Here is a 24897-nt window from a genome sequence, read left to right as displayed (position 1 = left end):
GATGCGTCTGCTGATCGTCGAGGATGAGAAACGTTTGGCTCTCACACTGGCAAAAGGCTTGTCGGCCGAGGGTTTTGCCGTGGATGTGGTGCACGACGGCGCCGAGGGCCTGCATCTGGCGACCACCACCGACTACGACCTGATCATCCTCGACATCATGCTGCCCGGCATGAACGGCTACCGGGTCTGCGCAGCGCTGCGCGCCGGGGGCCACGAGACGCCGGTGCTCATGCTGACCGCGAAAGACGGCGAATACGACGAGGCCGAGGGCCTGGACACCGGGGCGGACGACTACCTCAGCAAGCCGTTCTCCTACCTGGTGCTGCTGGCCCGCATTCGGGCCCTGTTGCGCCGGCGGACTCGCGGCGGCGCACGGGTGCTGCGCGTCGGCGACCTCGTCGTTGACCCCGGCACCCGGACCTGCCGCCGCGGCTCGGAAGAGGTGACGCTCACCGCCAAGGAGTTCGCCGTGCTCGAGCACCTGGCCGTGCGAGCCGGAGAGGTGGTGTCGAAGGCCGACATCCTGCACCACGTGTGGGACTTCGCCTACGACGGCGATCCGAACATCGTCGAGGTCTACATCAGCACCTTGCGCCGCAAGATCGACGCGCCGTTCGGGCGCCGATCGATCACCACCGTCCGCGGCGCGGGCTACCGGCTGGCAGCAGACCGTGCCTGAGCGGAGCGGCCGGGCCTGGTGGCGTTCGGTCCGCACACGCACCACGGTGGCGGCGACGGCCGTGGTCGCGGTGGCGCTCACGGCGGCGGGGCTGGTGGTGCTGGCGGTGCTACGGCACAACCTGGCGCACAGCGCGGAATTGCAGGCGGAGACCACCGCGCACGACGTGGCGGCCCAGCTCGCGGCCGGCACCGATCCCGCCCGCTTGCGACTTCCAGACGCCGAAAACGAACCGGTGCAGCTGGTTGCGCTCGACCGCCGGGTTCTCGTGGCCGACGACGACCTCGCGGGGAAACCGCCGATGGCCGACTTCGGGCCGTACTCGAGGGCTGCCGAGGGCGAAGACGAAGACGACGAAGGCGAGGAAGAAGACGACGAGGAAGACGAGGAAGAGGAAGCCGACGACGACGAAAGCTCCTCGCCGTCCACGGATCCGTCGTCGGCCGAACCCGAATTCGGAGACGTATGGCTGACGGTCGACGCCGAGGACGGACCGCACCCGTTCCGCGTCGCCGCCCTCGCGGTGCGAACCCCCGGCGGGCAGCCTGCCACCGTCTACGCGGGCTCCTCGCTGGAGACCGCCCACAGCGCGGTGGCGGACGCGCGGCAGGCGATGCTGATCGGACTGCCGCCGCTGCTCACCGTCGTGGCCCTGGTGACCTGGCTGGTCACCCGGCGCGCCCTGCGCCCGGTGGAGGCGATCCGCAGGCAGCTCGCCGAGATCGTGGACGGTGATCTCTCCCGGCGCGTGCCGGAACCGGGCTCTCGCGACGAGATCGGCAGGCTGGCCAGCACCACCAACGCCACGCTCGCCGCGCTGGAAGAATCCACCGAACGCCAGCGCCGGTTCATCGCCGACGCCGCCCACGAATTGCGCAGCCCCATCGCGAGCCTGCGCACCCAGCTCGAGGTGGCCCAAGCCCATCCCGAACTGCTGGAGCTCGACGGACTGATCGGCGACACCATCCGGCTGGAACATCTCGCGGCCGACCTGCTGCTGCTGGCCCGGCTCGACGCGGGCGAACAGCCGCGCGCCGATCGCGTGGATCTGACCGTCCTGGTCCGCGAGGAGTTGGAGCACCGCGTCCGCGACCGGGTCGCCGTGCAGATCGCGACGCCGGAGCAGGCCGTGGCGGTGACCGGAAGCCGTACCCAGCTCGCTCGCGTCCTGGGCAACCTCGTCGACAACGCCCAGCGGCATGCCGCGAGCACCGTCCGGGTCGCCGTGGACCGTGACGCCGACGGGCGAGCGGTGCTGTCGGTCACCGACGACGGCCCGGGTGTGCCGCCCGCCGAGCGCGACCGCATCTTCCAGCGATTCGTCCGCCTGGACGACGCGCGCAGCCGCGACGAGGGTGGCGCGGGTCTCGGCCTCGCCATCGTCCGCGACGTCGTCGAACGCCACGGGGGAACCATCCGCGTCACCGACGGCGCACCCGGCGCCTGCTTCGTGGTGACGTTGCCCGGGTCCGGTACGTGAACCGGGGTCGTCACGCCACGACGAGCGCCTTTTCAGCCTGCGAGCGCGCTACGCAACCTCTCGACGACGACCCTGCGGGCTGCACGGCCCTCCGGAGTAGGAGTCAGCGGATAGACATGCGGGAGCCCGGGGCCTTCGTGATACTCCACCGCGACCCCGGCGCCGCGAGCCGCCTCCACCAGCAGGCAGGTGTCCGGGTACAGGATGTCGTCGGTGCCACAGAAAACCGTCAACGGACCCAGCCCGCGCGGGTCGGCGGCAAGCGGGCTGACCCGCGGGTCGGCGATGCCGAGATCTCCCCGCCAGTACTCGATGAACACCCTTGATCCCGCGACACCCAGCCACGGGTCACGGGGCTGCACGACAGCGATCTCCGGGTTGGTCAGCGAGAGGTCTAGAGCGGGCGCGATCAGCACGGTACCCGGCAGTCGCACCGAAGACTCGTCGCGCAGCACCACCGCGGTCGACAGAGCGATCTGTCCCCCGGCGGAATCTCCGGCTAGGCAGACGTTTCCGTACGTTTCCCGGTTGGCGAGCACCAGTTCAGCGAAGCCGCGCACGACCGGTCCGGCCGTCCCGAATGGGACCAGCGGGTAGATCGGGACCGTCACGGCCGCACCGGTGTCGGCGGCGACGGCCGCGCAGAGCGCCCAGTGCTGCGGGGCGATCTCGTGCACCCAGCCGCCACCGTGCGCGTAGACCACGTTGCCCCGCGGCGGCCGCCCGCGCGGAGTGAGCGTGTAGACCGGCCAGCCACCGCGCCGGTCCACCGCGATCGCCACATCGGCGCGCAGCCGGCGCGGCGGGCCATAGCGCCGGGGCCGTACGCTCCGGTCGCGGACCCGCTCGCGCGCCGCGTCGGCATCGACGAACACACGATTGGCGCGCGTCGCCTTCAGATATCCGCGCACGACCTGGTTGGCCAGACTCGGCATCGCATCACCTCCGCTCCGGGCGATGGACGGAATGAGTCCTCCAACCCCTCGGGAGGCGATTGTGCCGCAGACGACGCTCGGGCCGGCGGCGGACGTCGGCCCGAGCCGAAACGGCGTACGCTCAGGACAATTTCAGGCTGCGCCCGATGATCTCCTTCATGATCTCGGTGGTGCCGCCGTAGATGGTCTGGATGCGGGCGTCCATGTAGGCCTTGGCGATCGGGTATTCCTTCATGTAGCCGTAGCCGCCGTGCAGCTGCAAGCAGCGGTTGATCAGGTCGAGCTGTTCCTCGGTGCTCCACCACTTGGCCATCGCCGCGTCTTCGGCGGTCAGTTTGCCCTCATTCAGCAGTTCGATGAACTTGTCCACCATCAGGCGCACCGCGGTGGTCTTGGTGGCCAGTTCGGCGAGCACGAAACGGGTGTTCTGCAGCGCCCCGATCGGCTTGCCGAACGCCTTGCGGTCGCGGACGTACTGGATGGTCATGTCCAGGCAGGACTCCATGGCCGCCGCCGCCATGACGGCGATCGACAGCCGCTCCTGCGGCAGGTTGTGCATGAGGTGGATGAAGCCCATCCCCTCGGTGCCGAGCAGGTTCTTGCCGGGCACGCGGACGTCGGTGAAGCTCAGCTCGGCGGTGTCCTGGGCCTTGAGGCCGAGCTTGTCCAGGTTGCGGCCGCGCTCGAAACCGGGCATGCCGCGCTCGACCACGAACAGGCTGAAGCCCATCGCGCCCTTCTCCGGGTCGGTCTGTGCCACCACGATCACGATGTCGGAGTTGATGCCGTTGGTGATGAAGGTCTTGGCGCCGTTGAGGATCCAGTCGTCCCCGTCGCGCACCGCGCGGGTCTTGATGCCCTGCAGGTCCGAACCGGTGCCCGGTTCGGTCATCGCGATCGCGGTGATGATCTCGCCCGCGCAGAAGCCGGGCAACCAGCGCTGCTTCTGCTCGTCGTTGGCCAGCTCGAGCAGGTAAGGCGCGATCACATCGTTGTGCAGCGAGAAGCCGAGGCCGGAGTACTGACCGCGCACGCACTCCTCCGAGACGATGGCGTTGTAGCGGAAGTCCTTCACCCCGCCGCCGCCGTACTGCTCCGGCATGGCCATGCCGAGGAAGCCCTGCTTGCCCGCCTCGAGCCAGACCGCCCGGTCGACGATGCCCTGCTCCTCCCACTTCGCGTGATTCGGCGCGACGTGCTGATCGAGAAACTTGCGGAACGACTCCCGGAACAGTTCGTGCTCGGGTTCGAACAGTGTGCGTTCCACGCCAACCTCCTAGTGACCACACCGGCCGGTCCACACCGACCAGTCGTTGCCCCATACCGTACCCGGAAGGAGAATCCCTGTTCACTTCTGGGGCCAGAACCATGGTCTCACCAGGAGCGGCGAACTGGGTCGAGATCAGCGGACGAGATTCCCGGCAAACGGCCGATGGCTCCGGACGATGGGGAAGACCACCCGGAGGCGTAACGCCGACGACCGCCGATTCGCGGGCGGGCGATCCGTCGACCCGCCGTCAGCAGGCGGTGCCGGGCCGCGAGTCGCCGCTCCGGTACCGGCAACGACGCCCCACGAACAAGCGGTTCGGCGCGCCATCCCTTGCCATCGACCAGGCACCGATCACCGACGACCGTCCCGGGTGCTTCACCAGCCGCGCATCGGCCGATGAAATCGAGACGACGAACCGGGCGACCACCGCCGAAGCCGAGCCGGGCGAGACACCGGACAGCCGGGTCGGCACCGCGCGCCGATGACAACCTCGCCGCGGCTATCACCCGGCCCGCGAGTTCCGATCCGTCGACCGGGCTGGTGGTGTCAAACGGTGACGTCCGGAGTGAGTGCCCAGCGATCCCAGTCGTGCGCGAGATGCGCGGCCCGGACGTGACAGTCAGCCCGGCCCTCCGCCGGTGTGACCAGCTCATGCCGGGATCGAGAAGCGGCCGTCACCCAACCCGTTCCGACGACTCGGCCCGCCGACCGGTTCACGTGACCGCGCAAACCCCGTCTCGCGGCAGTGACGGTCCGGCCGCCGAAACCGTCAGCGCGTCAGCCAGCCGCGCAAGCGGCCGACCAGAGTGCGGCCTTCGTCGCGCGCCCGTTCGGCGAAGAGGAAGTTCATCTCCTCCTCGAGCGCCTTGCGCACCACGTCGCGGAACTCCGTGGCGGCGGCGTGCATATCGCCGGCGTTGCGCCAGGGCGCCGGATCGATGGGCGCGCCCGCGGAGAAATAGAAGCGCTCCGGGCGCGGGATCACGGTGGGGCCGACACCGCGGATGAGCGGCGGGGTGAGGTCGCGGCTGAGCCCGAGCGCTTCCACGGTCCAGCGCAGCGGGCGCAGCAGCGGATGGTCGCCGTCCACCACGATGTCGTACGCGTCGTCGACGCCGATCATCGCGACCGGGACGATGGGCGCACCCGCCTCGATGGCCATGCGCGCGAAACCGCTGCGGCCCTCCCACTTCAGCAGGTACTTCTCGTTCTTGCGGCGGACCGCCTCCCGCCCGCCGCCCGGGAACACCATCACCGCCTCGCCGCGCCGCAGCAGGGCCAGGCAGTTGGACCGGGTGCCGCGCACCGCGCCGTAGTGGTGCAGCAAGTGCCGGACACCGGGCACGTTGATCAGCACGTTCTCGGCGAGCCCGCGGATCAGGCGGCCGCGGCGGCGCAGCACCTCGGGCAGCAGCATCGGCGCGTCGATGCCGCCGAGCAGGTTGTGGTTACCGACCAGCAGCACCGGGCCGTCGGCCGGGATGTTCTCCAAACCGTAGAAACGCGGACTGGTCCACGCGCGCAGCGGAGCGAGCAGGGTGTCGAGCACCCGCAGATCGGTGTCGGTCAGCGAGACCGACAGCGGCGCTCCGTCGGTGAGCGCCGGGTCGGCGCTGTTCGCGGCGCCGGAGCGCCGGGTGCGGGAATCGGAGCGGGCGTCCGACATGAACCCTCCTGGTGTCGATTCGATGACGATAGCGCAACGAAATCGACTGCGTCGCACCGGATGTGCGCGTCACGTCACGACACGCCCGATCCGGTCGATCGACCAGCTCATTCACGACCCGGCAAGCCCGTCGCGAACTCGCATTTCATCGGCGCTACGCCGGGTCGTCGGCGCGCCGCTCCGATGCGCGCCCACACGGCGCAGAACCGTGACAGCCCCTGTGCACCAGCCTGCCGTCGTGGCATGTGCGGCCGCGGGCAAGTTCCGCGCGAACGTCCATCGGCGGGTCGACGGCACCCATGATGCGCTCCGAACCAGTGCGCATCGAACACGCGGCAAGAGTCACCGCTCGAAGAGTGGGGCTCTCGCACTACTCCTGGGTACCGGTCGTGCCCGCATGCGCGTACTCCGACAGGGCGGCGGCGAGAGCATGGGGGACGCGTGCGCGCACGCGGGTTCCCCCCTCCTCGTGATCCGAGCCCAGGATGCGGCCGTCGGCGTGGATGCGGGCGAGCAGGTCGCCGCGCGTGTACGGCAGCAGCACACTGATCTCCACGTCCAAGCCGCCGAGCATCTCGGCGAGCCGCTCGCGCAGCGCGTCGATGCCCTGGCCACCGCGCGCGGAGACGAAGGACGCGTCCGGCAGCAGCGCACGCAGCTTCGTCAGCTCGGTCGGGCCCATCGCGTCGGTCTTGTTCACCACCAGCAGTTCGGGCGGGGCCGGCGTGCCGGACTCTTTGATCACATCCGTGATGACCTCGCGGACCGCCTTGATCTGCTCGGCGGGCAGCGCGTCGGAGCCGTCCACCACGTGCAGCAGCAGGTCGGCGCCGGTCACCTCCTCCAAGGTGGAGCGGAACGCCTCGACCAGCTGGGTCGGCAGATGCCGCACGAAGCCGACCGTGTCGGTGAAGACGACCTCGCGCCCGTCGTCCAGCTCGGCCCGGCGGGTGGTGGGATCGAGGGTGGCGAACAGCGCGTCCTGCACCAGCACGCCGGAGCCGGTGAGTTCGTTCATCAGGCTCGACTTGCCCGCGTTGGTGTAACCGACGATCGCGACGGACGGGATGCCGCTGGACGTGCGGCGCGCCCGCATGGTGTCGCGCGCCGTCTTCATCTCCCGGATCTCCCGGCGCAACTTGGCCATGCGCTCGCGGATGCGACGACGATCGGTTTCGATCTTGGTCTCACCGGGACCGCGCAGACCCACGCCGCCGTTGCTGCCCGCGCGACCACCGGCCTGCCGGGACATCGACTCACCCCAGCCGCGCAGCCGGGGCAGCATGTACTCCATCTGGGCCAGCGAAACCTGCGCCTTGCCCTCCCGGGAGGTGGCGTGCTGGGCGAAGATGTCCAGGATCAGCGCGGTCCGGTCGACCACCTTGACCTTGACCACCTTCTCCAGAGCGGTCAGCTGTGCTGGAGTCAGCTCGCCGTCGCAGATGACGGTGTCGGCGCCGGTCTCCAGCACCACCGAGCGCAGCTCGTCGGCCTTGCCCGAGCCGATGTAGGTGGCCGGATCCGGCCGGTCGCGGCGCTGGATCAGCGCTTCCAGCACCTCGGAGCCCGCGGTCTCGGCGAGCGCCGCCAGCTCGGCCATGCTCGCCTCGGCCTGCGCGGCGGTTCCCGTGGTCCACACACCGACCAGCACGACGCGTTCCAAGCGCAGCTGCCGGTACTCGACCTCGGTGATGTCGGCGAGTTCGGTGGACAGGCCCGCGACCCGTCGTAGCGAGCTGCGGTCCTCCAACTGGAGTTCGCCCACCGTCGGATCGGCCGACCAGCCCGATCGGTCCATCCGGGCCTTGTGCTCGGCGACGACGTCCCCGGTCGCGGCGTCTGCGCCGGTCACGTTGTCGTCGGCGGTCACGGCGTCATCCGCCGCGGCGGCGTCATCAGGCGCGTCCGCCGGAGTGAATTCATACGTCTCTGATTTCCTCATACACCATCCATGCTGCCACGACATCACCGCAGCACGCACCCGGTTATCGGCGCGCGGCGCCGCTCACCGGCCGTTCCACCACGATCCGGCGAGGCGGCCGGTGGCGACCAGCACCGACGGCCCGCGCAGCCACGCCGTGCCGCGCTCGAGGCCGACGGTCAATTCGCCCCCGGGGACACGGACCGTCACCCGGCCGGTGTCCTCGGGGATCCGGAAGCCGTCGGCGGCCAGCGCCGCGGCGGCCGCGGCGACGGTTCCCGTTCCGCAGGAACGGGTCTCGCCCACGCCGCGCTCGTAGACCCGCATGTCGACCGACCGCTCGCCGTCCAGCGCGGTGACGATCTCGACGTTCACGCCGTGCGGGAACAGGTCCGGGTCGAAGCCGGGCGGCACCGTCAGATCGAGCTTGCCGAGCGCGTCCGCGGACATCCCCGGATCGACGCAGGCCAGATGGGGATTGCCGACATCGATGCCGATCCCAGGCAGCGCCCAGCCCGCGATGGTCGCGGTGGACGCGCCGAGTTCGCGCACCCGCCCCATGCCCACGGTGACGTCCCCGGTGACCGCGTTCCCGGCGTGCACCGTCACCGGGCGCGCCCCGGCGCGGCTGCCGACGACGAAGCTGTCGCGAGTCTCCAGTCCCGACGCGGTCAGGTAGTGGGCGAAGACGCGCACGCCGTTACCGCACATCTCGGCGATCGAACCGTCGGCGTTGCGGTAGTCCATGAACCAGTCGTCGGCGCCGACATCCTCCGGAACCTCCGCGAGCACACCGGCGGCCAGCAACGCGCCGGCCCGCGCGACCCGCAGCACGCCGTCCGCGCCGAGTCCGCGGCGGCGATCGCACAGCGCGCCGACCTGCGCGGCCGTCAGCGCCAGGTCGGCCTGCGGGTCCGGCAGCACGACGAAGTCGTTCTGGGTGCCGTGGCCCTTGGTGAACTCGATGTCCGGCACGGGTGATGTCTCCCTATCTCGTCGTCATCTGGCAAACGTCCGGCGCTGCCGGGAAATTTCGTAGAGCGCCACCGCCGCGGCCGAGGGCGCCCCCAGGGAACTGGCCGTGCCGCCCATCGGGATGTGCACCATGTCGTCGCAAGCCGTCTGCCAGGCGGAGCTCATCCCGCTGGTCTCGTTGCCGACGACAAGAATAGTCGCTTCGGTGAAGTCGTAGTCGTAGGCGGCGTGCCTGCCGTGCTCGTCGGTCCCCACGATGCGGGTCGGGATGCCACGGCGCACCTGCCGGTTGCGAAACTCCAGCACCTGCGCGGGCCCGGCGGCGCGGAACACCGGCACGGCGAACAGCGAGCCGGTCGAGGCGCGCACGGCCAGCGGGTCGTACTGGTCGGCGCCGTGACCGGTGATTACGACCCCGCTGGCGCCGAACGCGTCCGCCGAGCGGATCAGGGTGCCCAGGTTGCCCGGCGAGTTGGGCCGGTCGAACACCACGACCACCGGCGCGTCCTCCCCCGGCTCGCCCGGCTCGAAGGTTTCCAGCTCCGGCTGCCGCGACTCGGCGACCGCCACCAGTTCCGGGATCCCGCCGGACTTCTCGCCGAGTTCGGCCATCAGCTCGGGCACCAAGCCGACCTGCGGCACGCCGCTGGTGTCCAGCACTTCGCGCGCCCAGCTCGACAGCTCCGGGCCGCCGAGCCGGTACAGCAGCGTCTCCAGCGGCCAGTCGTTGGCCATGGCCTGCGTGATCGGACGGACCCCTTGCACCAGGAAACGGCCGTCGCGATGGCGCTTGGTGCGGTTGTTGAGGTAGGCCTGCCACACCTGGACGGAGGCGTTGCGCGTGCTCACACGTCGGGTCACTGCGGGGTCCGTTCTTTCTCGTCGAGCAGGGCCAGCGCCGTCGCGGCCGGATCCGCGGCGGCGCCGTCCACCCACCGCACCCGAGGATCGCGCCGGAACCAGGAGCGTTGCCTGCGCACGTAGCGCCGGGTGCCGATCAGGGTGCGTTCCTGAGCGTGGTTCAGGTCGTATTCGTTGTCCAGATAAGCCAGGACTTGTGCGTAGCCGATGGCGCGGCGGGCCGTCACGCCCTCACGCAACCCCCGCTCGATGAGGCCGCGCACCTCCTCCACCAGCCCGCCCTCGAACATCGCGGCGGTGCGGCGCTCGATTCGCGCGTCCAAGGCCGCGGTCTCCCGGTCGACGCCGATGACGACGGTGCCCCAGCGCGGCTGCCCGATCGTCGGCGCGGAGGCGGCGAACGGCCGCCCGGTGAGTTCCACGACCTCGAGCGCGCGCACCATGCGGCGGCCGTCGGTGGGCAGAATGGTGGCCGCGGCCACCGGATCGGCCTCGCGCAGCGCCGCGTGCACGGCGGCGACGCCCTCCTCGGCCAGCATCGCCTCCCAGCGCGCCCGGACCGCCGGATCGGTGGCCGGGAACTCCCACTGGTCCAGCAGCGCCTGGACGTACATCATCGACCCGCCCACGATGACGGGCACCCGGCCGCGCCGCATGATCGCGACGACGTCCGCGGCGGCGGCCGCCTGATAGGCGGCGACGGACGCGGTGTCGGTCACGTCGAGCACGTCGAGTTGGTGGTGCGGAATGCCCCGGCGCTGCTCGACGGGCAGCTTGGCGGTGCCGATGTCCATGCCCCGATACAGCTGCATGGCGTCGATGTTCACGATCTCGCCGCCGAGCCGTTCGGCCAGCTCGAGGGCGAGGTCCGATTTGCCGGTGGCAGTCGGGCCGACCACCGCGATCGGCGTGATGCCGGAGTCCGTCACGGCGCATCGTCTCCCGCGGGCCGCCAGAGGCTCACGTGGTAGCCGACCCCGAACGGGGCGTCGCGGTAACGCGTCTCGACCAGCGGGTCGGCGCGGAACAGCCCGGCCAGCACCTGGTAGGCGGCGCGTCCCGCGATGCCCAGCTCATCGCACAGGCCGGGATCGAGCGCCCACAGCGCGGCGCGATCGCCGGTGGACAGAGCGTGGTCCAGGCGGTCCTGCGCCGGACGAGCCCGTTCGTCCAGGTAGCCGGGCGCTTTGGTGGACAGCGTCGCGGCGCCGTCGGCGACGACGAGCACACCGCGCGGCGCGACGTCGCCGTCCAGCACGGCACGCGTCTTCGCCCCGGCCTCGCGGCAGTGCCCCGGCGTCGCGTCCGCGGGCACCACGCGCGCCTCGGCGATCGCGCCGGGGGCGACCTGTCCGCGCAGCCACCCGCCGATCAGCACGGCCAATGGCAGGTCGGCGTCAGCCCGCCCGGTTCCCGTGACCGCCGCACCGGAAAGACCGACCCGCACGTCAGCGCCGAAGCCGCGGAACGTACCGACGGTCTCCGGGCCGAACGTGCGCTCGTCCGCGCCGCCGACGCCGATCACCGTCCAGTGGTCCGCCGCGGCCGCGACGGCGCGCACGGCGTCGAGCACAGCGGACCGCAGCACCACGCGCGGATCCGGATCGCCTGTTCCCGCCTCGTCCGCCACGCCGCCGCACAGCTCGGGGACCAGCACGGGCGGCGACGGAACGAGGGCGGCGACGGAGAACACGTCGTAACCGTAGTCGTTGCCGGGACCACCGGTACCGCCCGGCTTCGAGTGTCTCTCCCGGAAACACCGCCGGGATTGATAGTGTTCGAGGAGCTACAACCCAGGTCATCAGGGGTTGGAAACCCCCGGGATTCCTCCTCGGGAAGGCATGGGTCGATGGTCACAAGGGCTCGGACCGGGTTGAATGGGATGAGCTAGGGCGTAACCAGGCAGCCGTGACGCGCGGCAGGGACGAGGAAAAATGACCGACAGCAACGGAACCGCGAAAGCCGGCCCCGGCAAGATGCCCCGTTCTTCCGGTGCTCCGAAACCGGGCCGCTCGATTCAACCGCCCAAGCCGCACGCGGTCAAACCCGCCCCTGGCCCGGCCCAGCAGCATCCCCATCCCGTCGTCGTGCCCACCGTCTCCGATCCGAGCCTGTGGGGCCGGGTCGACGAGGACGGCACCGCCTGGGTGAAGACCGCCGAGGGCGAACGACAGGTCGGCTCGTGGCAGGCCGGTGACGCCGCGGAAGGCCTGGCGCACTTCGGCCGCCGGTTCGACGATCTGGCCACCGAGGTCGCCCTGCTGGAAGCGAGGCTGGCCGCGGGGGCGGACGCGCGCAAGACCAAGGCCGCCGCGACGGCGCTGGCCGAGTCGTTGCCGACCGCCGCCGTCATCGGTGACATCGAGGGCCTGGCCCGGCGCCTGCAGGCCATCGCCGAGCATTCCGAAGAGGCCGCCGCGCACGCGAAGGAAGAGAAGGAACGCGCCCGGCACGAGCACACCGAACGCAAGGAGGCGCTGGCCGCCGAGGCGGAGAAGATCGCCGCCGAGTCCACCCAGTGGAAGGCCGCGGGTGATCGGTTGCGCGAGATCCTCGACGAGTGGAAATCCATCCGCGGCGTGGACCGCAAGGTCGACGACGCGCTGTGGAAGCGCTACTCCAAAGCGCGCGAGGCGTTCAACCGCCGCCGCGGCGCGCACTTCGCCGAGCTGGACCGGGAACGCGCCGCCGCGAAAGCGCGCAAGGAAGAGCTGTGCGTACAGGCCGAGGAGCTGTCCGGTTCCACCGAGTGGGTGGCCACCGCGAGCGTCTTCCGCGACCTGCTCGCCGAGTGGAAGGCCGCGGGCCGCGCGCCGCGGGAGGCCGACGAGGCGCTGTGGCGGCGCTTCAAGAGCGCGCAGGACGTCTTCTTCGCCGCCCGCAACGCCGCCGTCTCCGAGCGCGACGCCGAGTTCGAGCAGAACGCGGCCGCCAAAGAGGAACTGCTGAGCGCCTACGCCTTCATCGATCCGTCCGCCGATCTGGAAACGGCCCGCAGCGCACTGCGCGAACTCCAGGACAAGTGGGACGCCATCGGCAAGGTGCCGCGCGAGCGCATGCAGGAACTGGAAGGGAAGCTGCGCGCGATCGAGAAGCGCGTGCGCGATGCCGTGGACGCGCAATGGCGGCGCACCGATCCGGAGGCGATGGCGCGTGCCGCGCAGTTCCGGGAACGCGTGGCCCAGTTCGAGGAGCAGGCCGCGAAAGCGCAGGCCGCGGGCAATGCCCGGGATGCCGAGAAGGCGCTCGAGCAGGCCAAGCAGTGGCGGGAGTGGGCCGAGGCCGCCGAGGGCGCCGTCAGCAACCGGTGACGATCAGGAATCGCCCATGAGGCGGCGGCGGTCGCGTTCCTCGGCGGCCGTCGCGGCGTTGCGGCGCTGCTCCTCAGCGGCCAAATGCAGCGCGGTGCGGCTCCACACCACGCGGATCCAGTGGAAGGTGAGCACGACGGTGACGATGGCGCCCAGGATCAGCCCGATACCGGGGCCCGCGCCGATGTAGTTGCCGACCCCGGGCGTCTGGCGGTGCCAGATCGAGAGCACGCCGAACACGCTCGCCACAGCGCTGCCCGCGACCGCGATCCAGGCCAGCACCCAGCGGCGGGTCATCAGCGCCAGCATCGAGAACCCGATGCCGAAGACCACGAGGAACCAGACGAAGACCCGCGAGGGCAGTCCGATGTGCTCGGCCCGCGCGACGTCGGTGTTCAACAGCACGTCGAAGCCGCGCGCCGCGCCCGCGTGCGGCAGGACCAGCGACGCCAGCAACAGGAACACCGCGCCGGCCACGACCATGGCGCGGACGCCGGGATCGATCTCACCGGCGATCCTGCGCTCGACGGCGTCCAGATCGTCGCGGAACTGTTCGAAATCGCCGGTGCTCTCGACCGAGCTCACTGAGTCCTCGTTTCGTTCGTCGCCAGCGGGGCTCGCGGGCTCGTGCCCCGGGGTCGCCGCGGACGCGCGGCGCTCGTCGTCGCCGGACGCGGCAGCTTCGGCGCCGCCGGCGGCGTCGTCGTTGTCGTCCGGGCGCGTGGTCATGCGCCGCAGCCGGTGGAGCAGCCGGCGGCGGCCGGTTCCGGGACGGGCGCGCCGATGCGCGGCAGCCCCAGACCGACGCCGATCGGCGCGGTCTTCGGCGTGACACCGCGTTCGTGCGCGTCACCGGCACGGGTGCGGCGATGGGTCTTGATCGCGGCGTCGGCGACCAAGTGGTGCGGCGCCGCGGCCGTGATGTCCACGGTGACCAGGTCACCGGGGCGGATCGGCTCGGCGGTGCCGCCCGGGCGGAAGTGCACCAGCCTGCCGTCGCGGGCGCGGCCGCTCATGCGCGCGGTCGCGGCGTTCTTCTTGCCCGCGCCCTCGGCTACCAGCAACTGCACCTCGGTGCCGATCAGCTCCCGGTTGGCGGCCAAGGAGATCTCCTCCTGCAGCGCGATGAGCCGGTCGTAGCGCTCCTGGACGACGGCCTTGGGCAGCTGATCGGGCATGCCGGCGGCGGGCGTTCCGGGCCGCTTGGAGTACTGGAAGGTGTACGCGCTGGTGAACCGCGCCTGCCGGACCACGTCCAGGGTGTCCTGGAAGTCCTCCTCGGTCTCGCCCGGGAAGCCCACGATGATGTCGGTGGTGATCGCGGCGTGCGGCATCGCGGCGCGCACTTTGTCGATGATGCCGAGGTAGCGGGCCTTACGGTAAGAGCGGCGCATCGCCTTGAGCACCCGATCCGAACCCGACTGCAGCGGCATGTGCAGCTGCGGGCAGATGTTCGGGGTCTCGGCCATCGCCTCGATCACGTCGTCGGTGAACTCGGCCGGGTGCGGCGAGGTGAAGCGGACCCGCTCCAAGCCGTCGATGCGTCCGCACGCGCGCAACAGCTTGGCGAACGCGCCGCGGTCGCGCGGCTCGCTCGGGTCGGCGAAGGACGCGCCGTAGGAGTTCACGTTCTGTCCGAGCAGCGTCACCTCGAGCACGCCTTGGTCCACCAGCGCCTGTACCTCGGCGAGCACGTCGCCGGGGCGGCGGTCGACCTCCTTGCCACGCAGGGCCGGAACGATGCAGAAGGTGCAGGTGTTGTTGCAGCCGACCGAGATGGAGACCCAGCCCGCATAGGCGGACTCGCGCTTGGCGGGCAGCGTGGACGGGAACGCCTCCAGCGACTCCAGGATCTCCACCTGGGCTTCCCGGTTGTGCCGCGCCCGCTCCAACAGCACGGGCAGCGAGCCGATGTTGTGCGTGCCGAAGACCACGTCCACCCACGGCGCCTTGCGCACCACGACGTCGCGGTCCTTCTGCGCCAGGCAGCCGCCGACGGCGATCTGCATGCCCGGATGGCTCGCCTTGACCGGCGCCAGATGCCCGAGGGTGCCGTAGAGCTTGTTGTCGGCGTTCTCACGCACCGCGCAGGTGTTGAAGACGACGAGGTCGGCCGTCGCGCCGGGCGCGGCCTTCACGTAGCCCGCGTCCTCCAGCAAGCCCGACAAGCGTTCGGAATCGTGCACGTTCATCTGGCAACCGAAGGTGCGGACCTCGTAACTGCGTGCTGTGCCCTCGGCGGGAGCGGAAGCCAACACTGCCTGTCCGATCGAATCCACGCGTCCAGGGTACGGGGCGGCCGGCGGTGGCTTTCGCGGGCATCGGCGCAGGCTCCGGGCGGTCTACGGCCGACGGCCGAGCAACCGGGAGGTTACGCCCGAGTGTCCGATCGGCGCGGCGGGACGGTGTGTCGCGGAAAGTCGGGCAAATTTCCGATTTTTGCCTAAGGTCATGACCATGACCGACGACGACGCCGCGCCCGCGACGACCGGGGACGCCTCTGCCGGGGCCGTCAGCGCCGCCACAAGCGGACCGCCGATGATCTTGATGCGCGAAGTGGACAAGCACTTCGGCGACCTGCACGTACTCAGAGACATCAACCTCGAGGTGCCCAAAGGGCAGGTCGTCATCGTGCTGGGCCCCTCGGGCTCCGGGAAGTCGACACTGTGCCGCACCATCAACCGGTTGGAGCCGATCGACTCCGGCGACATCGCCATCGACGGCGTCCCGCTGCCCGCCGAGGGCCGCGCACTGGCCGCCCTGCGCGCCGACGTCGGCATGGTCTTCCAATCCTTCAACCTGTTCGCGCACAAGACGATCGTCGAGAACGTCATGCTCGCGCCGGTCAAGGTCCGCAAAGTCAAGAAGGACGCCGCCCGCGCCCGCGCGATGGAACTGCTCGACCGGGTGGGCATCGCCGATCAGGCCGACAAGTACCCGGCGCAGCTGTCCGGCGGCCAGCAGCAGCGCGTCGCCATCGCCAGGGCGCTGGCGATGAGCCCGAAGGTGATGCTGTTCGACGAGCCGACCTCCGCGCTGGACCCGGAGATGGTCAACGAGGTGCTCGAAGTGATGGTCTCGCTGGCCAAGGACGGGATGACGATGCTGGTCGTCACCCACGAGATGGGCTTCGCGCGCCGCGCGGGGAATCGGGTGCTGTTCATGGCCGACGGCCAAGTGGTGGAGGACGCGCCGCCGGACGCCTTCTTCACCGCGCCGAAGTCCGAGCGCGCGAAGGACTTCCTGGGCAAGATCTTGAGCCACTGACCTGCCGGACACAGCGGCCAGCACACCCACGGATAGGGAGAAGGAACTCGATGAGGATCAATCGCGCTCTGCGCATCGGTGTCGGAGCGATCGCCCTGACACTCGCCGCCGCGACCGCCACCGCGTGCGGCGGCGGCGACGACAAGTCCGCCCTCGACCACGCCAAGGACGGCAAGCTCACCGTCGGCATCAAATTCGACCAGCCGGGCCTGGGCCTGCGGACCAAGGACGGGTCCTACAGCGGCTTCGATGTCGACGTCGCCCGCTACGTCGCCGAGAAGCTGGGTGTGCAGCAGGACAAGGTCACGTTCAAGGAGGCGCCGTCGCCGCAGCGGGAGACGCTGATCGAGAACGGGCAGGTCGACTTCATCGTCGCGACCTATTCCATCACCGACAAGCGCAAGGAGAAGGTGGACTTCGCCGGCCCGTACTTCATCACCGGCCAGTCCCTGCTCGTCAAGAGCGGCAACACCGACATCACCGGCGTGGAATCGCTGAACGGCAACAAGAAGCTGTGCTCGGTGAAGAACTCCACTCCCGCGCAGAACGTGAAGGAGAAGTACGCCAAGGATGTCCAGCTGCAGGAATACGACACGTACTCGTTGTGCGTTGAGGCTTTGAAAGCCGGCGACGTGGACGCGGTCACCACCGACGACGTCATTCTGCGTGGTTTCGCCGCCCAGGCCCCGGACGCGCTGAAGGTGGTGGGGCAGCCGTTCACCACCGAGAAGTACGGCATCGGGGTGAAGAAGGGCGATCAGCAGACCCGGGACCAGATCAACGACGCGATCGAATCGATGATCCAGAGCGGGGCCTGGAAGTCGGCGCTGGAGAAGAACTTCGCCGCCACCGGCTATCAGATCCCGGCGCCGCCACAGGTGGAACGGTACTGAGTCGGCGTGCCGCGGCTGGATTCCGGACGGACCGGAGTCCCGCCGCGGCGGCAGACCCTCCCCTCGAGAAGGAAAGGGACGCGTCCACTGTGTTCGAGTTGATCTCGGATTATCAATCCCAGTTGCTGGACGCATTCTGGGTGACCATCAAGCTGACCGTGGTGTCGGCGATCGGTGCGCTCGTCCTGGGCACCGTGGTGGCCGCTATGCGGGTATCGCCGATACCGGTGGCACGCTGGATCGGCGCCGCCTACGTGACCATCTTCCGCAACACGCCACTGACGCTGATCATCGTCTTTTGCTCGCTCGGATTGAGCACCACGCTCGGGCTCAAGCTGGCCTCTGGTGGCAGGGACGACATCGCCGAGAACAATTTCCGCTGGGCACTCGTCGGACTCAGCGTGTACACTGCGGCGTTCGTCTGCGAATCACTGCGCGCCGGAATCAACACGGTGCCGCTCGGGCAGTCGGAGGCGGGTCGCTCGCTCGGCCTCACGTTCGGCCAGAATCTGCGCCTCATCGTGCTGCCGCAAGCCTTTCGCGCGGTCATCGCCCCCCTGGGTAGCGTGCTGATCGCGCTGACGAAGAATTCCACCATCGCCTCCGCGATCGGCGTGGCCGAGGCCGCGCTGCTGATGGCGGGCATGAACGAAACCGAAGCCGCACCGCTGCAGATCGGCGCCATCTTCGCCCTCGGCTTCGTGATCCTGACCCTGCCCATGGGCCTGCTGTTCGGCTGGCTGGCCAAGCGCTTCGAGGTGGCCCGATGAGTTCTGGTGCGTCCGTCCTATTCGATGCTCCCGGGCCGAAGGCGCGGCTGCGCAACAACATCTACTCGGTGGTGTTCGTCGCCGCGATCGTCGCCGTCGGATGGTTCGTCTACCGAGGCTTCGCCGACAAGGGTCAGTTCGAGGCCGAGAAGTGGAAGCCATTCGTGGAGCAGGAGGTGTGGAACACCTACCTGCTGCCCGGTTTGCGCGGCACCGTCGTCGCCGCCGTCCTGTCGATCGTCTTCGCCTTGGTAATAGGGATGATCTTCGGCGTACTCCGGTTGTCCGATCATCGGGCCGTCCGCGTGGCGGCGGGCACGATCGTCGAATTCGCCCGGGCCATCCCGGTGCTCATCCTGATGATCTTCCTCTTCTCGGTGTACGCCGACTACAAAGTGTTCCCGTCCGACCAGCTCGCCTTGGGTGCGGTAGTGACCGCGCTGACGATCTACAACGGCTCGGTGATCGCCGAGATCGTGCGCTCGGGCATCCGCGCACTACCCAAGGGACAGACCGAAGCGGCCGTCGCGCTGGGATTGCGCAAGGGTCAGCTCATGCGGATCATCCTGCTACCGCAGGCGATCACCGCGATGCTGCCCGCCCTCGTGTCGCAGATGGTCGTCGCTTTGAAGGATTCGGCACTCGGATACCAGATCACCTACACCGAAATCGTTCGGTCCGGCCAGCAACTCGGCGCCGCCGAACAGAATGTCATCCCGGCTCTGATCGTCATCGCCGCCATCATGATCGCGCTCAACTACTCGCTCACCACCTTCGCCACCTATTTGGAGCGCCGCCTACGCACACGCAAGCGCGGTAGAGCCGTCGTCGCCGCGTCCTCCATCATCACCGATGCGGCCCCCGGTATGGATCTGACCAAGACACGCTGAATGCTCTGATTCTCTTGACACTCCGCGGCGTTACTACCTTTCCGACCACTGAGTGATCTACATCGCCTCGCCGCAGCGGCCGCTTCAGGGCGGTCGCTGTCGGGTCGAGATGCGGTGTCGGCCGGCCTGGGGACTCATACACCTTCAATCGATCACGGATTCGGCACTGCGCGGAGTAGAGCCATAACCCTCGTTGGTGTTGCGCTCGAGCTGAGCGCAACACTCGTGCCCTCCGCGGTGTCGCGTCAATCTCGTAGGCACACACCGATCCCCGGTAGCCGACCGGTGGGACGGTCATCAGTGCTTCGTACCCGCGAAAGTTGACGATCGATGACCAGCCGTACCTCCGACCGCCAGTTCGATGACTCCTTCGGTAGCGAGGCCACCGGTCTGTCCGCCGACACAGGAGAGGCGTAGACCGACGATGCCGCACCCGAAACCCGTGCAGCGTTGCACCTCCGCCGCGGCGGTACGGAGGGTACTGACCTCCACCGCTTCGGGTCGGGCCCCGATCGGTTGCCCGAGCAACGACAATCAGCCAACCGATCGAAAACGCCGTAGCCGTCCCAGATTCCGCTAGCAGCAGCAGTCCTACCGAGCCACAGGCCATTTCCGGCCCACCCGCATCCCGCACATCCGACCGGCGTCGAACGCAGTCGTGAGCGAATGCGGGTTCACGCGGCCCGGCCGACCGATCCGGCAGCGAAGAGGCACTTTCCTCCCGATGACCACCCCGCGGACCTCGGCAGCCGTGAAGGTGCTCGATCTCGCTGAGTTCCGTGGCACCGAACCAGCTTCACGCATCGCGCGGGCCCGGCGATCGCGGGTATACGACAGCACCTTGCCCCGGTCGAGCACCCCGGGTTCAGTCGATGCCCTCGTCGAGGTCGCCCTCGATCCCCCGATCCGCCAACTCGGCCTTGACCACCCGATACGCCATGGACTGGCCGTAGCCACGGCGGGCCAGCATGCCGACGAGGCGGCGAATCATCTTGTCCCGGTCCAGTTCTCGCGGCAGCGAGCGCAGTTTGCGGCGGACCAGCTCGGCGGCGCGGGCTTCCTCGTCGTCGGTGGTGATGGCGTCGAGGGCGGCGGCGGCTTCCGACCGCGCGACGCCCTTGCGCCGGAGTTCCTGCGCGAGCGCCTGCTTGCCCTTGCCGGAGCAGGTATGGCGGGAGTGCACCCATTGCTCCGCGAAGGCGGCATCATCGATGAGGCCGACTTCGCCGAGTCGGTCGAGCGCGCGTTCGCTCACCTCGGGCGCGTACCCCTTGGCGGCCAGACGCTGAGCCAGCTCCGCCCGGCTGCGGGCACGGACGGCGAGCAAGCGGAGACACGCCTCCTTCGCCTGCTCGACCGTCCCGCCTTCGGACCCGGCCGCCACCGGGTCCGCCGACCGGCCTTCGGGCCGGCCGGAGTCGGTCGAGGACGAGCCGGAACGCTCCCGCGCCCCCCGACGCCCACGACGGGACTCAGCCGGACGCGCCCGCTGCGGATCGGACGCATCCGGCCGAGTTCCCATGGTGTCCGGCGCAACCGAACCACCTTCGGCTCTCCGGACGAGCTCGGAATCCTGTTCGCGTACCCGGACGCCTTCCGGCGAACCGGAGCCGGACAGGAGTTCTTCCAGCCGGCGCCGCATCTCCTGTACCGCGTCGGCCCGTGGCCGCCCGGAATCAGCCGGAGCCGTGCCGGGCGCGCGCCGGTTCGTCGGCTCAGAAATCGGCGGGCACCTCCGCGGCCGCATCGGCCGTCACGTCGGCGCCGATGCCGAGCTTCTCCTTGATCTTCTTCTCGATCTCGTCGCGGACGTCGACGTTCTCCAGCAGGAACTTGCGGGCGTTCTCCTTGCCCTGACCGAGTTGATCGCCCTCGTAGGTGTACCAGGAGCCGGACTTGCGGATGAAGCCCTGCTCGACGCCCATATCGATGAGCGAGCCCTCCTTGGAGATGCCGTGCCCGTAGAGGATGTCGAACTCGGCCTGCTTGAACGGCGGGGAGACCTTGTTCTTCACGACCTTCACGCGGGTGCGGTTGCCCACCGCGTCGCTGCCGTCCTTGAGCGTCTCGATGCGGCGCACGTCCAGGCGCACCGACGCGTAGAACTTCAACGCCTTACCACCGGTGGTGGTCTCCGGCGAGCCGAACATCACGCCGATCTTCTCGCGCAGCTGGTTGATGAAGATCGCGGTGGTGCCGGAATTGTTCAGCGCGCTGGTCATCTTGCGCAGTGCCTGGCTCATCAGGCGGGCCTGCAGACCGACGTGGCTGTCGCCCATCTCGCCCTCGATCTCGGCGCGCGGCACCAGCGCGGCCACCGAGTCGATGACGATGATGTCGATCGCGCCGGAGCGCACCAGCATGTCGGCGATCTCCAGCGCCTGCTCACCCGTGTCGGGCTGGGAGACCAACAGCGCGTCGGTGTCGACGCCCAGCTTGCGGGCGTAGTCCGGATCGAGGGCGTGCTCGGCGTCGATGAATGCCGCCACCCCGCCCGCGGCCTGCGCGTTGGCCACCGCGTGCAACGCCACGGTGGTCTTACCCGAGGATTCCGGGCCGTAGATCTCGACGACGCGGCCGCGCGGCAGACCGCCGATGCCCAGCGCCACGTCGAGCGCGATCGAACCGGTGGGGATCACCGAGATGGGCTGGCGCGCCTCCTCGCCGAGGCGCATGACGGCGCCCTTGCCGAAGCTCTTCTCCACCTGGGCCAGCGCGAGCTCGAGCGCCTTGTCCCGGTCGTACGCCTGTGGTGCCATGTCCTGATCCCCTTTTCGACGGGTAAGTCTCGTTCTGTGGTTGGCGCCTACAGTAGAGCGCGGCACCGACAAGTTCTGGCGACCAGACTAGACGAACAGATGTTCGAGTCAAGCGACGCGCCCGGCGCTCCCGCACCGTCGCAGCGAACGCCGCGCGATCAGGGCACCAACGCGATCCGGTCGGTATCCAGCAGCGTCTGCGCCTGCTTGAGCACGCGCAGCGACGGCGTCACCTCCACGCCCGTGATCCCGTCCAGCGCGCCGAGCCGCTCGGTCACGTACCGGTAGAGGTCCGCGGTGTCGCGGCAGATGATCGAGGCGAACATCGTGGACGGTCCAGTCGTGGCGGCCACGAAGACGATCTCCGGATGCGTGGCCATCGCTTGCCCCACGGCATCCAGGTCGGCGGGACGCACCCGCAGCCACAGCGCGCCGCGCACGCCGTAACCCATCCGCTCGATCGCGAAATCGATGTCGAAGTACAGCACGCCCGCCGCGGTCAGCTCGGCCATGCGCCGCGCGACGCGCGGCGCCGTCCACCCGGTCGCGGCCGCGAGCTGGGCGTACGGAGCGCGCCCGTCCCGGCCGAGCAGCGTGAGCATCGCCTCGTCGGCCGCCGACAGGTCCATCGGCGCGTCCGGCCCCGCATCCGCGGGCCGGCGCCGCGCGGGGCCGAGGTCGTCGAGTTGGGCGTCGGTCAGCAGATGGCGGTAGCGCGGCCACTCCTCGTCGAGCGGGAATCGGTGGATGACCTCGTGCGCGGTCAATTCCAGCACTTGCGGGGCGCGCGGCAGGATGTGCAGCAGCAGCGCGTCACGCCGTTCGATCGAGCGCGGCCTGCCCACGCAGGTGACCTCGGACCCGGTGGACAGCAGCGTCACCCAGCTCAGATCCGGGATCCGGGCCAGCGACTCGGCCAGCCGCAACGCCTTGTCCGGTGTCGATTTCAGGCGCAGCACCCAGCGCGCGTGACCGAGCGGCACCGCGTTCACCTGCCCGGACACGTGCAGGATGCCGCGCTGACGCAGCGCGCGGTACCGCCGCGCCACCGTCTGCTCGGAGACCCCGAGGATGCCGCCCAGCCGGGCGAACGGGATCCGGACGTCGTGGACCAGCCCGTGCACGATCTGCTTGTCCAGCACATCCAGTCCGGAGGATTCCCTCGAGTCATCGTTTCGCACAGGAGGAATCTAACGCTGATACCGCTGCGGCTAGGGAGATCCATCCACTTGCCGCACGCTTGGCGTCGAAATCGTTCGAATCCGCCGTGGAGGCTCCCGTGAGGAAATGGCTCCCCTTGTTCGCCGCGTGCCTCGGCACGCTGATGCTGCTCATCGACGTCACCATCGTGAACGTCGCCCTGCCGGACATCGCCGCCGACCTGGACACCGGATTGTCCGGCTTGCAATGGGTGGTGGACGGCTACGCCCTGGCGCTGGCCGCCTTGCTGCTGGTGCTCGGCTCGCTCGCCGACCGGGTCGGCGCGAAGCGCGCGTACCTGGCCGGGTTGGTCGTCTTCGCGGTCGCGTCGCTCGGCTGCGGCATCGCCGAGTCCGCGGCGGCCCTCGTCGCGGCGCGGGCACTGCAAGGCATCGGCGGGGCGGCCATGTTCGCCACCACGCTCTCGCTGCTGCACGCGACCTACACCGGACGCGACCGCGGCGTCGCCTTCGGCGTATGGGGCGCGGTATCCGGCGCGGCGGCGGGCATCGGAGTGGTGCTCGGCGGCGTCCTCACCGACGCCCTGTCGTGGCGCTGGATCTTCTTCGTCAACCTGCCCATCGACGTGCTGGCGATCGGCTTGACCGCCGCGGTGTTCCCGCCCGCTCGGCGGCGGCCGGGCCGAGCCGTGGACCTGCCGGGCATGCCTGCCTTCGCGACGGCGGCCACCGCAGTCACCTACGGCGTCATCCGCGGCGGCGAGCACGGCTGGACGGACGCGGCCGCGGTGACGGCGTTCGCGCTGGGCGCCGCTGCGGCGCTGATCTTCGTCGTCGTCGAAATGCGCAGTTGCGCACCGATGTTCCCCCTGGCGCTGCTGCGCAACCGTGACTTCGGCGCGACCCTGTTCGGCGCGTCCGGGCAGACGTTCGCCGCGTTCGCGAGCAGCCCCCTGATCTCGCTGTGGCTGCAACAGCAACTGCACATGTCCCCCCTGCACGCGGGGCTGGCGATGCTGCCGATGGCCGCGACCGCGTTCGTGGTGGCGGGTGCGTTCGGGAGGTTCCTGCACGACATCGCGCCGAGGTGGACCATCGGCGGAGGGCTGGTGGTCGTGGGCCTGGGCAGCTGGCTGCTGATGCTCGTCGGCGTCGAGTCCTCCTGGGTCGCGCTGGTCCCCGGATTCCTGGTCATCGGCATCGGGATCGGCGTCAACGCGCCCGCGCTGGTCTCGACCGGCATGGCGGCCGTCGCCCCGGAGCAGGCAGGCACGGCCGCGGGTGCGGTGAACACCGCGCGGCAATTGGGCCTGGCGCTCGGCGTCGCGGTGCTCGGCACCGTGTTCCGCGGTGTGGCGACCGGCGAGCAGCCGATGACCCTGCCGCACTTCGTCGCGGGGCTCGACGCGGCGTTCGGCGTCGCGGCCGCGGTGGGCGTGGGATTCGGGGTGATCTCGTTCGCACTGTTCCCCCGGCGCCGCGCGAATGCCGGATCGGCCGAACCCGAGCGGCAGGCCGTCGCCGCCTGAGCGCGATCCGGCACACGAGACGGCGGCGTCCGGCTGGGCGCCGCCGTCCGCGATGGGCGTGCGGTCCCCGCAGCGCACTACCGCTGTGGAAGCACCGACTCGTCGCCCGCCTCCCGCGACCCGAAGATGCGCCGCTCGGACTCCTCGATCCGGACATCGTTGATGCTGGCCTCACGCCGGGACATCAGGCCGTCCGGGGCGAACTCCCACTGCTCGTTGCCGTAGCTGCGGAACCACCGGGCGGACTCGTCGTGCCATTCGTACTGGAAGCGCACCGCGATGCGGTTGTCGTCGAAGGCCCACAAGTCTTTGCGCAGTGCGTAGCCGTTCTCGATCGACCACTTCCTGGTGAGGAACTCGACGATCGCGTCGCGGCCGGTGAAGAACTCGTCGCGATTGCGCCACACGGAGTCCTCGGTGTAGGCGGCCGCGACCCGCTCCGGATCGCGGGTGTTCCAGGCGTTTTCGGCAGCTCGCACCTTGGCCCGGGCGGATTCCGCGTCGAACGGGGGTAATGGGGGTCGCATGGGA

At 69.7% G+C, this 24897-nt stretch carries 22 protein-coding genes; 8 read left to right on the top strand and 14 right to left on the bottom strand.

The features are described from left to right. The first annotated feature begins 1 nt into the window (after position 1). Both ABZ552_RS05925 and ABZ552_RS05920 read left to right on the top strand, forming a co-directional pair. Positions 2–679, top strand: a complete 678-nt coding sequence (locus ABZ552_RS05925) for a response regulator transcription factor (protein WP_281878759.1) — start codon at positions 2–4, stop codon at positions 677–679. Then, positions 672–2159 (top strand): ATP-binding protein, encoded by a 1488-nt coding sequence (locus ABZ552_RS05920; protein WP_281917794.1) that lies wholly within the window; start codon positions 672–674, stop codon positions 2157–2159. Before ABZ552_RS05925 ends, ABZ552_RS05920 begins: the two co-directional genes overlap by 8 nt. Positions 2160–2191: 32 nt before the next feature. Here the strand turns inward: ABZ552_RS05920 and ABZ552_RS05915 are convergent, their stop codons facing one another. The 8 genes from ABZ552_RS05915 to ABZ552_RS05880 form a co-directional block, all read right to left on the bottom strand. Beyond that, positions 2192–3094: an alpha/beta hydrolase gene (locus ABZ552_RS05915; protein ID WP_357435809.1), complete on the bottom strand. Its 903-nt coding sequence runs from the start codon at positions 3092–3094 to the stop codon at positions 2192–2194. 121 nt (positions 3095–3215) lie between these two features. Next, a complete protein-coding gene (locus tag ABZ552_RS05910) occupies positions 3216–4361 on the bottom strand; it encodes an acyl-CoA dehydrogenase family protein (RefSeq protein WP_281878755.1) in 1146 nt (381 codons plus the stop codon). Positions 4362–5133: 772 nt separating this feature from the next. Beyond that, entirely contained in the window at positions 5134–6030 is an 897-nt protein-coding gene (locus tag ABZ552_RS05905) for a lysophospholipid acyltransferase family protein (protein ID WP_281878754.1), read from the bottom strand. A gap of 370 nt (positions 6031–6400) precedes the next feature. Next, on the bottom strand, positions 6401–7828 hold the full coding sequence (gene hflX, locus ABZ552_RS05900; RefSeq protein WP_281880850.1) for a GTPase HflX: 1428 nt from the start codon (positions 7826–7828) through the stop codon (positions 6401–6403). Between the two features lie 207 nt (positions 7829–8035). Next, on the bottom strand, positions 8036–8917 hold the full coding sequence (gene dapF / locus ABZ552_RS05895) for a diaminopimelate epimerase (RefSeq protein ID WP_281880849.1): 882 nt from the start codon (positions 8915–8917) through the stop codon (positions 8036–8038). 33 nt (positions 8918–8950) lie between these two features. Beyond that, complete coding sequence (locus ABZ552_RS05890; RefSeq protein ID WP_281878752.1) at positions 8951–9787, bottom strand: TrmH family RNA methyltransferase; 837 nt, start codon at positions 9785–9787, stop codon at positions 8951–8953. Next, a complete protein-coding gene (gene miaA / locus ABZ552_RS05885; protein ID WP_281878751.1) occupies positions 9784–10716 on the bottom strand; it encodes a tRNA (adenosine(37)-N6)-dimethylallyltransferase MiaA in 933 nt (310 codons plus the stop codon). Before miaA ends, ABZ552_RS05890 begins: the two co-directional genes overlap by 4 nt. Further along, positions 10713–11480 carry a hypothetical protein gene (locus ABZ552_RS05880; RefSeq protein ID WP_281878750.1) on the bottom strand — a complete coding sequence of 256 codons (768 nt, stop codon included), beginning with the start codon at positions 11478–11480 and terminating at the stop codon, positions 10713–10715. Before ABZ552_RS05880 ends, miaA begins: the two co-directional genes overlap by 4 nt. A 283-nt stretch (positions 11481–11763) precedes the next feature. Between ABZ552_RS05880 and ABZ552_RS05875 the strand changes: the two genes are divergently transcribed. Beyond that, positions 11764–13098 carry a DUF349 domain-containing protein gene (locus ABZ552_RS05875; protein WP_236566564.1) on the top strand — a complete coding sequence of 445 codons (1335 nt, stop codon included), beginning with the start codon at positions 11764–11766 and terminating at the stop codon, positions 13096–13098. 3 nt (positions 13099–13101) lie between these two features. On the opposite strand, the gene ABZ552_RS05870 is transcribed toward ABZ552_RS05875, so the two are convergent. Both ABZ552_RS05870 and miaB read right to left on the bottom strand, forming a co-directional pair. Then, positions 13102–13827, bottom strand: coding sequence for a hypothetical protein (locus tag ABZ552_RS05870; RefSeq protein WP_281878748.1), 726 nt, complete (start codon positions 13825–13827; stop codon positions 13102–13104). Continuing rightward, the gene (gene miaB / locus ABZ552_RS05865) at positions 13824–15377 is read right to left on the bottom strand and encodes a tRNA (N6-isopentenyl adenosine(37)-C2)-methylthiotransferase MiaB (protein WP_357435806.1); all 1554 of its coding nucleotides are present in this window, start codon (positions 15375–15377) and stop codon (positions 13824–13826) included. Before miaB ends, ABZ552_RS05870 begins: the two co-directional genes overlap by 4 nt. A 259-nt stretch (positions 15378–15636) precedes the next feature. Between miaB and ABZ552_RS05860 the strand changes: the two genes are divergently transcribed. The 4 genes from ABZ552_RS05860 to ABZ552_RS05845 all read left to right on the top strand — a co-directional run bounded on the left by ABZ552_RS05860 (position 15637) and on the right by ABZ552_RS05845 (position 18918). Beyond that, positions 15637–16365: an amino acid ABC transporter ATP-binding protein gene (locus tag ABZ552_RS05860; RefSeq protein WP_357436029.1), complete on the top strand. Its 729-nt coding sequence runs from the start codon at positions 15637–15639 to the stop codon at positions 16363–16365. 50 nt (positions 16366–16415) lie between these two features. Further along, positions 16416–17258: a glutamate ABC transporter substrate-binding protein gene (locus ABZ552_RS05855; protein ID WP_281878746.1), complete on the top strand. Its 843-nt coding sequence runs from the start codon at positions 16416–16418 to the stop codon at positions 17256–17258. A gap of 89 nt (positions 17259–17347) precedes the next feature. Next, on the top strand, positions 17348–18028 hold the full coding sequence (locus tag ABZ552_RS05850) for an amino acid ABC transporter permease (RefSeq protein WP_281878745.1): 681 nt from the start codon (positions 17348–17350) through the stop codon (positions 18026–18028). Continuing rightward, complete coding sequence (locus ABZ552_RS05845; RefSeq protein WP_281917789.1) at positions 18025–18918, top strand: amino acid ABC transporter permease; 894 nt, start codon at positions 18025–18027, stop codon at positions 18916–18918. The genes ABZ552_RS05850 and ABZ552_RS05845 overlap by 4 nt, the downstream gene beginning before the upstream one ends. Before the next feature lie 865 nt (positions 18919–19783). On the opposite strand, the gene recX is transcribed toward ABZ552_RS05845, so the two are convergent. From recX to ABZ552_RS05830, 3 genes are all read right to left on the bottom strand, one after another. After that, complete coding sequence (recX, locus tag ABZ552_RS05840) at positions 19784–20440, bottom strand: recombination regulator RecX (RefSeq protein WP_357436027.1); 657 nt, start codon at positions 20438–20440, stop codon at positions 19784–19786. 193 nt (positions 20441–20633) lie between these two features. Then, the gene (gene recA, locus ABZ552_RS05835; RefSeq protein WP_043728224.1) at positions 20634–21677 is read right to left on the bottom strand and encodes a recombinase RecA; all 1044 of its coding nucleotides are present in this window, start codon (positions 21675–21677) and stop codon (positions 20634–20636) included. 158 nt (positions 21678–21835) lie between these two features. Further along, positions 21836–22858: an Lrp/AsnC family transcriptional regulator gene (locus ABZ552_RS05830; RefSeq protein WP_281917786.1), complete on the bottom strand. Its 1023-nt coding sequence runs from the start codon at positions 22856–22858 to the stop codon at positions 21836–21838. 98 nt (positions 22859–22956) lie between these two features. On the opposite strand from ABZ552_RS05830, the gene ABZ552_RS05825 reads away from it, so the two are divergent. Further along, positions 22957–24366 (top strand): MFS transporter, encoded by a 1410-nt coding sequence (locus ABZ552_RS05825; protein ID WP_357435803.1) that lies wholly within the window; start codon positions 22957–22959, stop codon positions 24364–24366. 77 nt (positions 24367–24443) lie between these two features. Here ABZ552_RS05825 and ABZ552_RS05820 read toward each other — a convergent pair whose 3' ends face one another. After that, positions 24444–24893 (bottom strand): nuclear transport factor 2 family protein, encoded by a 450-nt coding sequence (locus ABZ552_RS05820; RefSeq protein ID WP_281917784.1) that lies wholly within the window; start codon positions 24891–24893, stop codon positions 24444–24446. Positions 24894–24897: the final 4 nt, after the last annotated feature.

The organism is Nocardia sp. NPDC019219, from assembly GCF_040632645.1.
Classification (GTDB): domain Bacteria; phylum Actinomycetota; class Actinomycetes; order Mycobacteriales; family Mycobacteriaceae; genus Nocardia; species Nocardia sputorum.
This window is presented reverse-complemented; position numbering and strand designations above follow the sequence as displayed.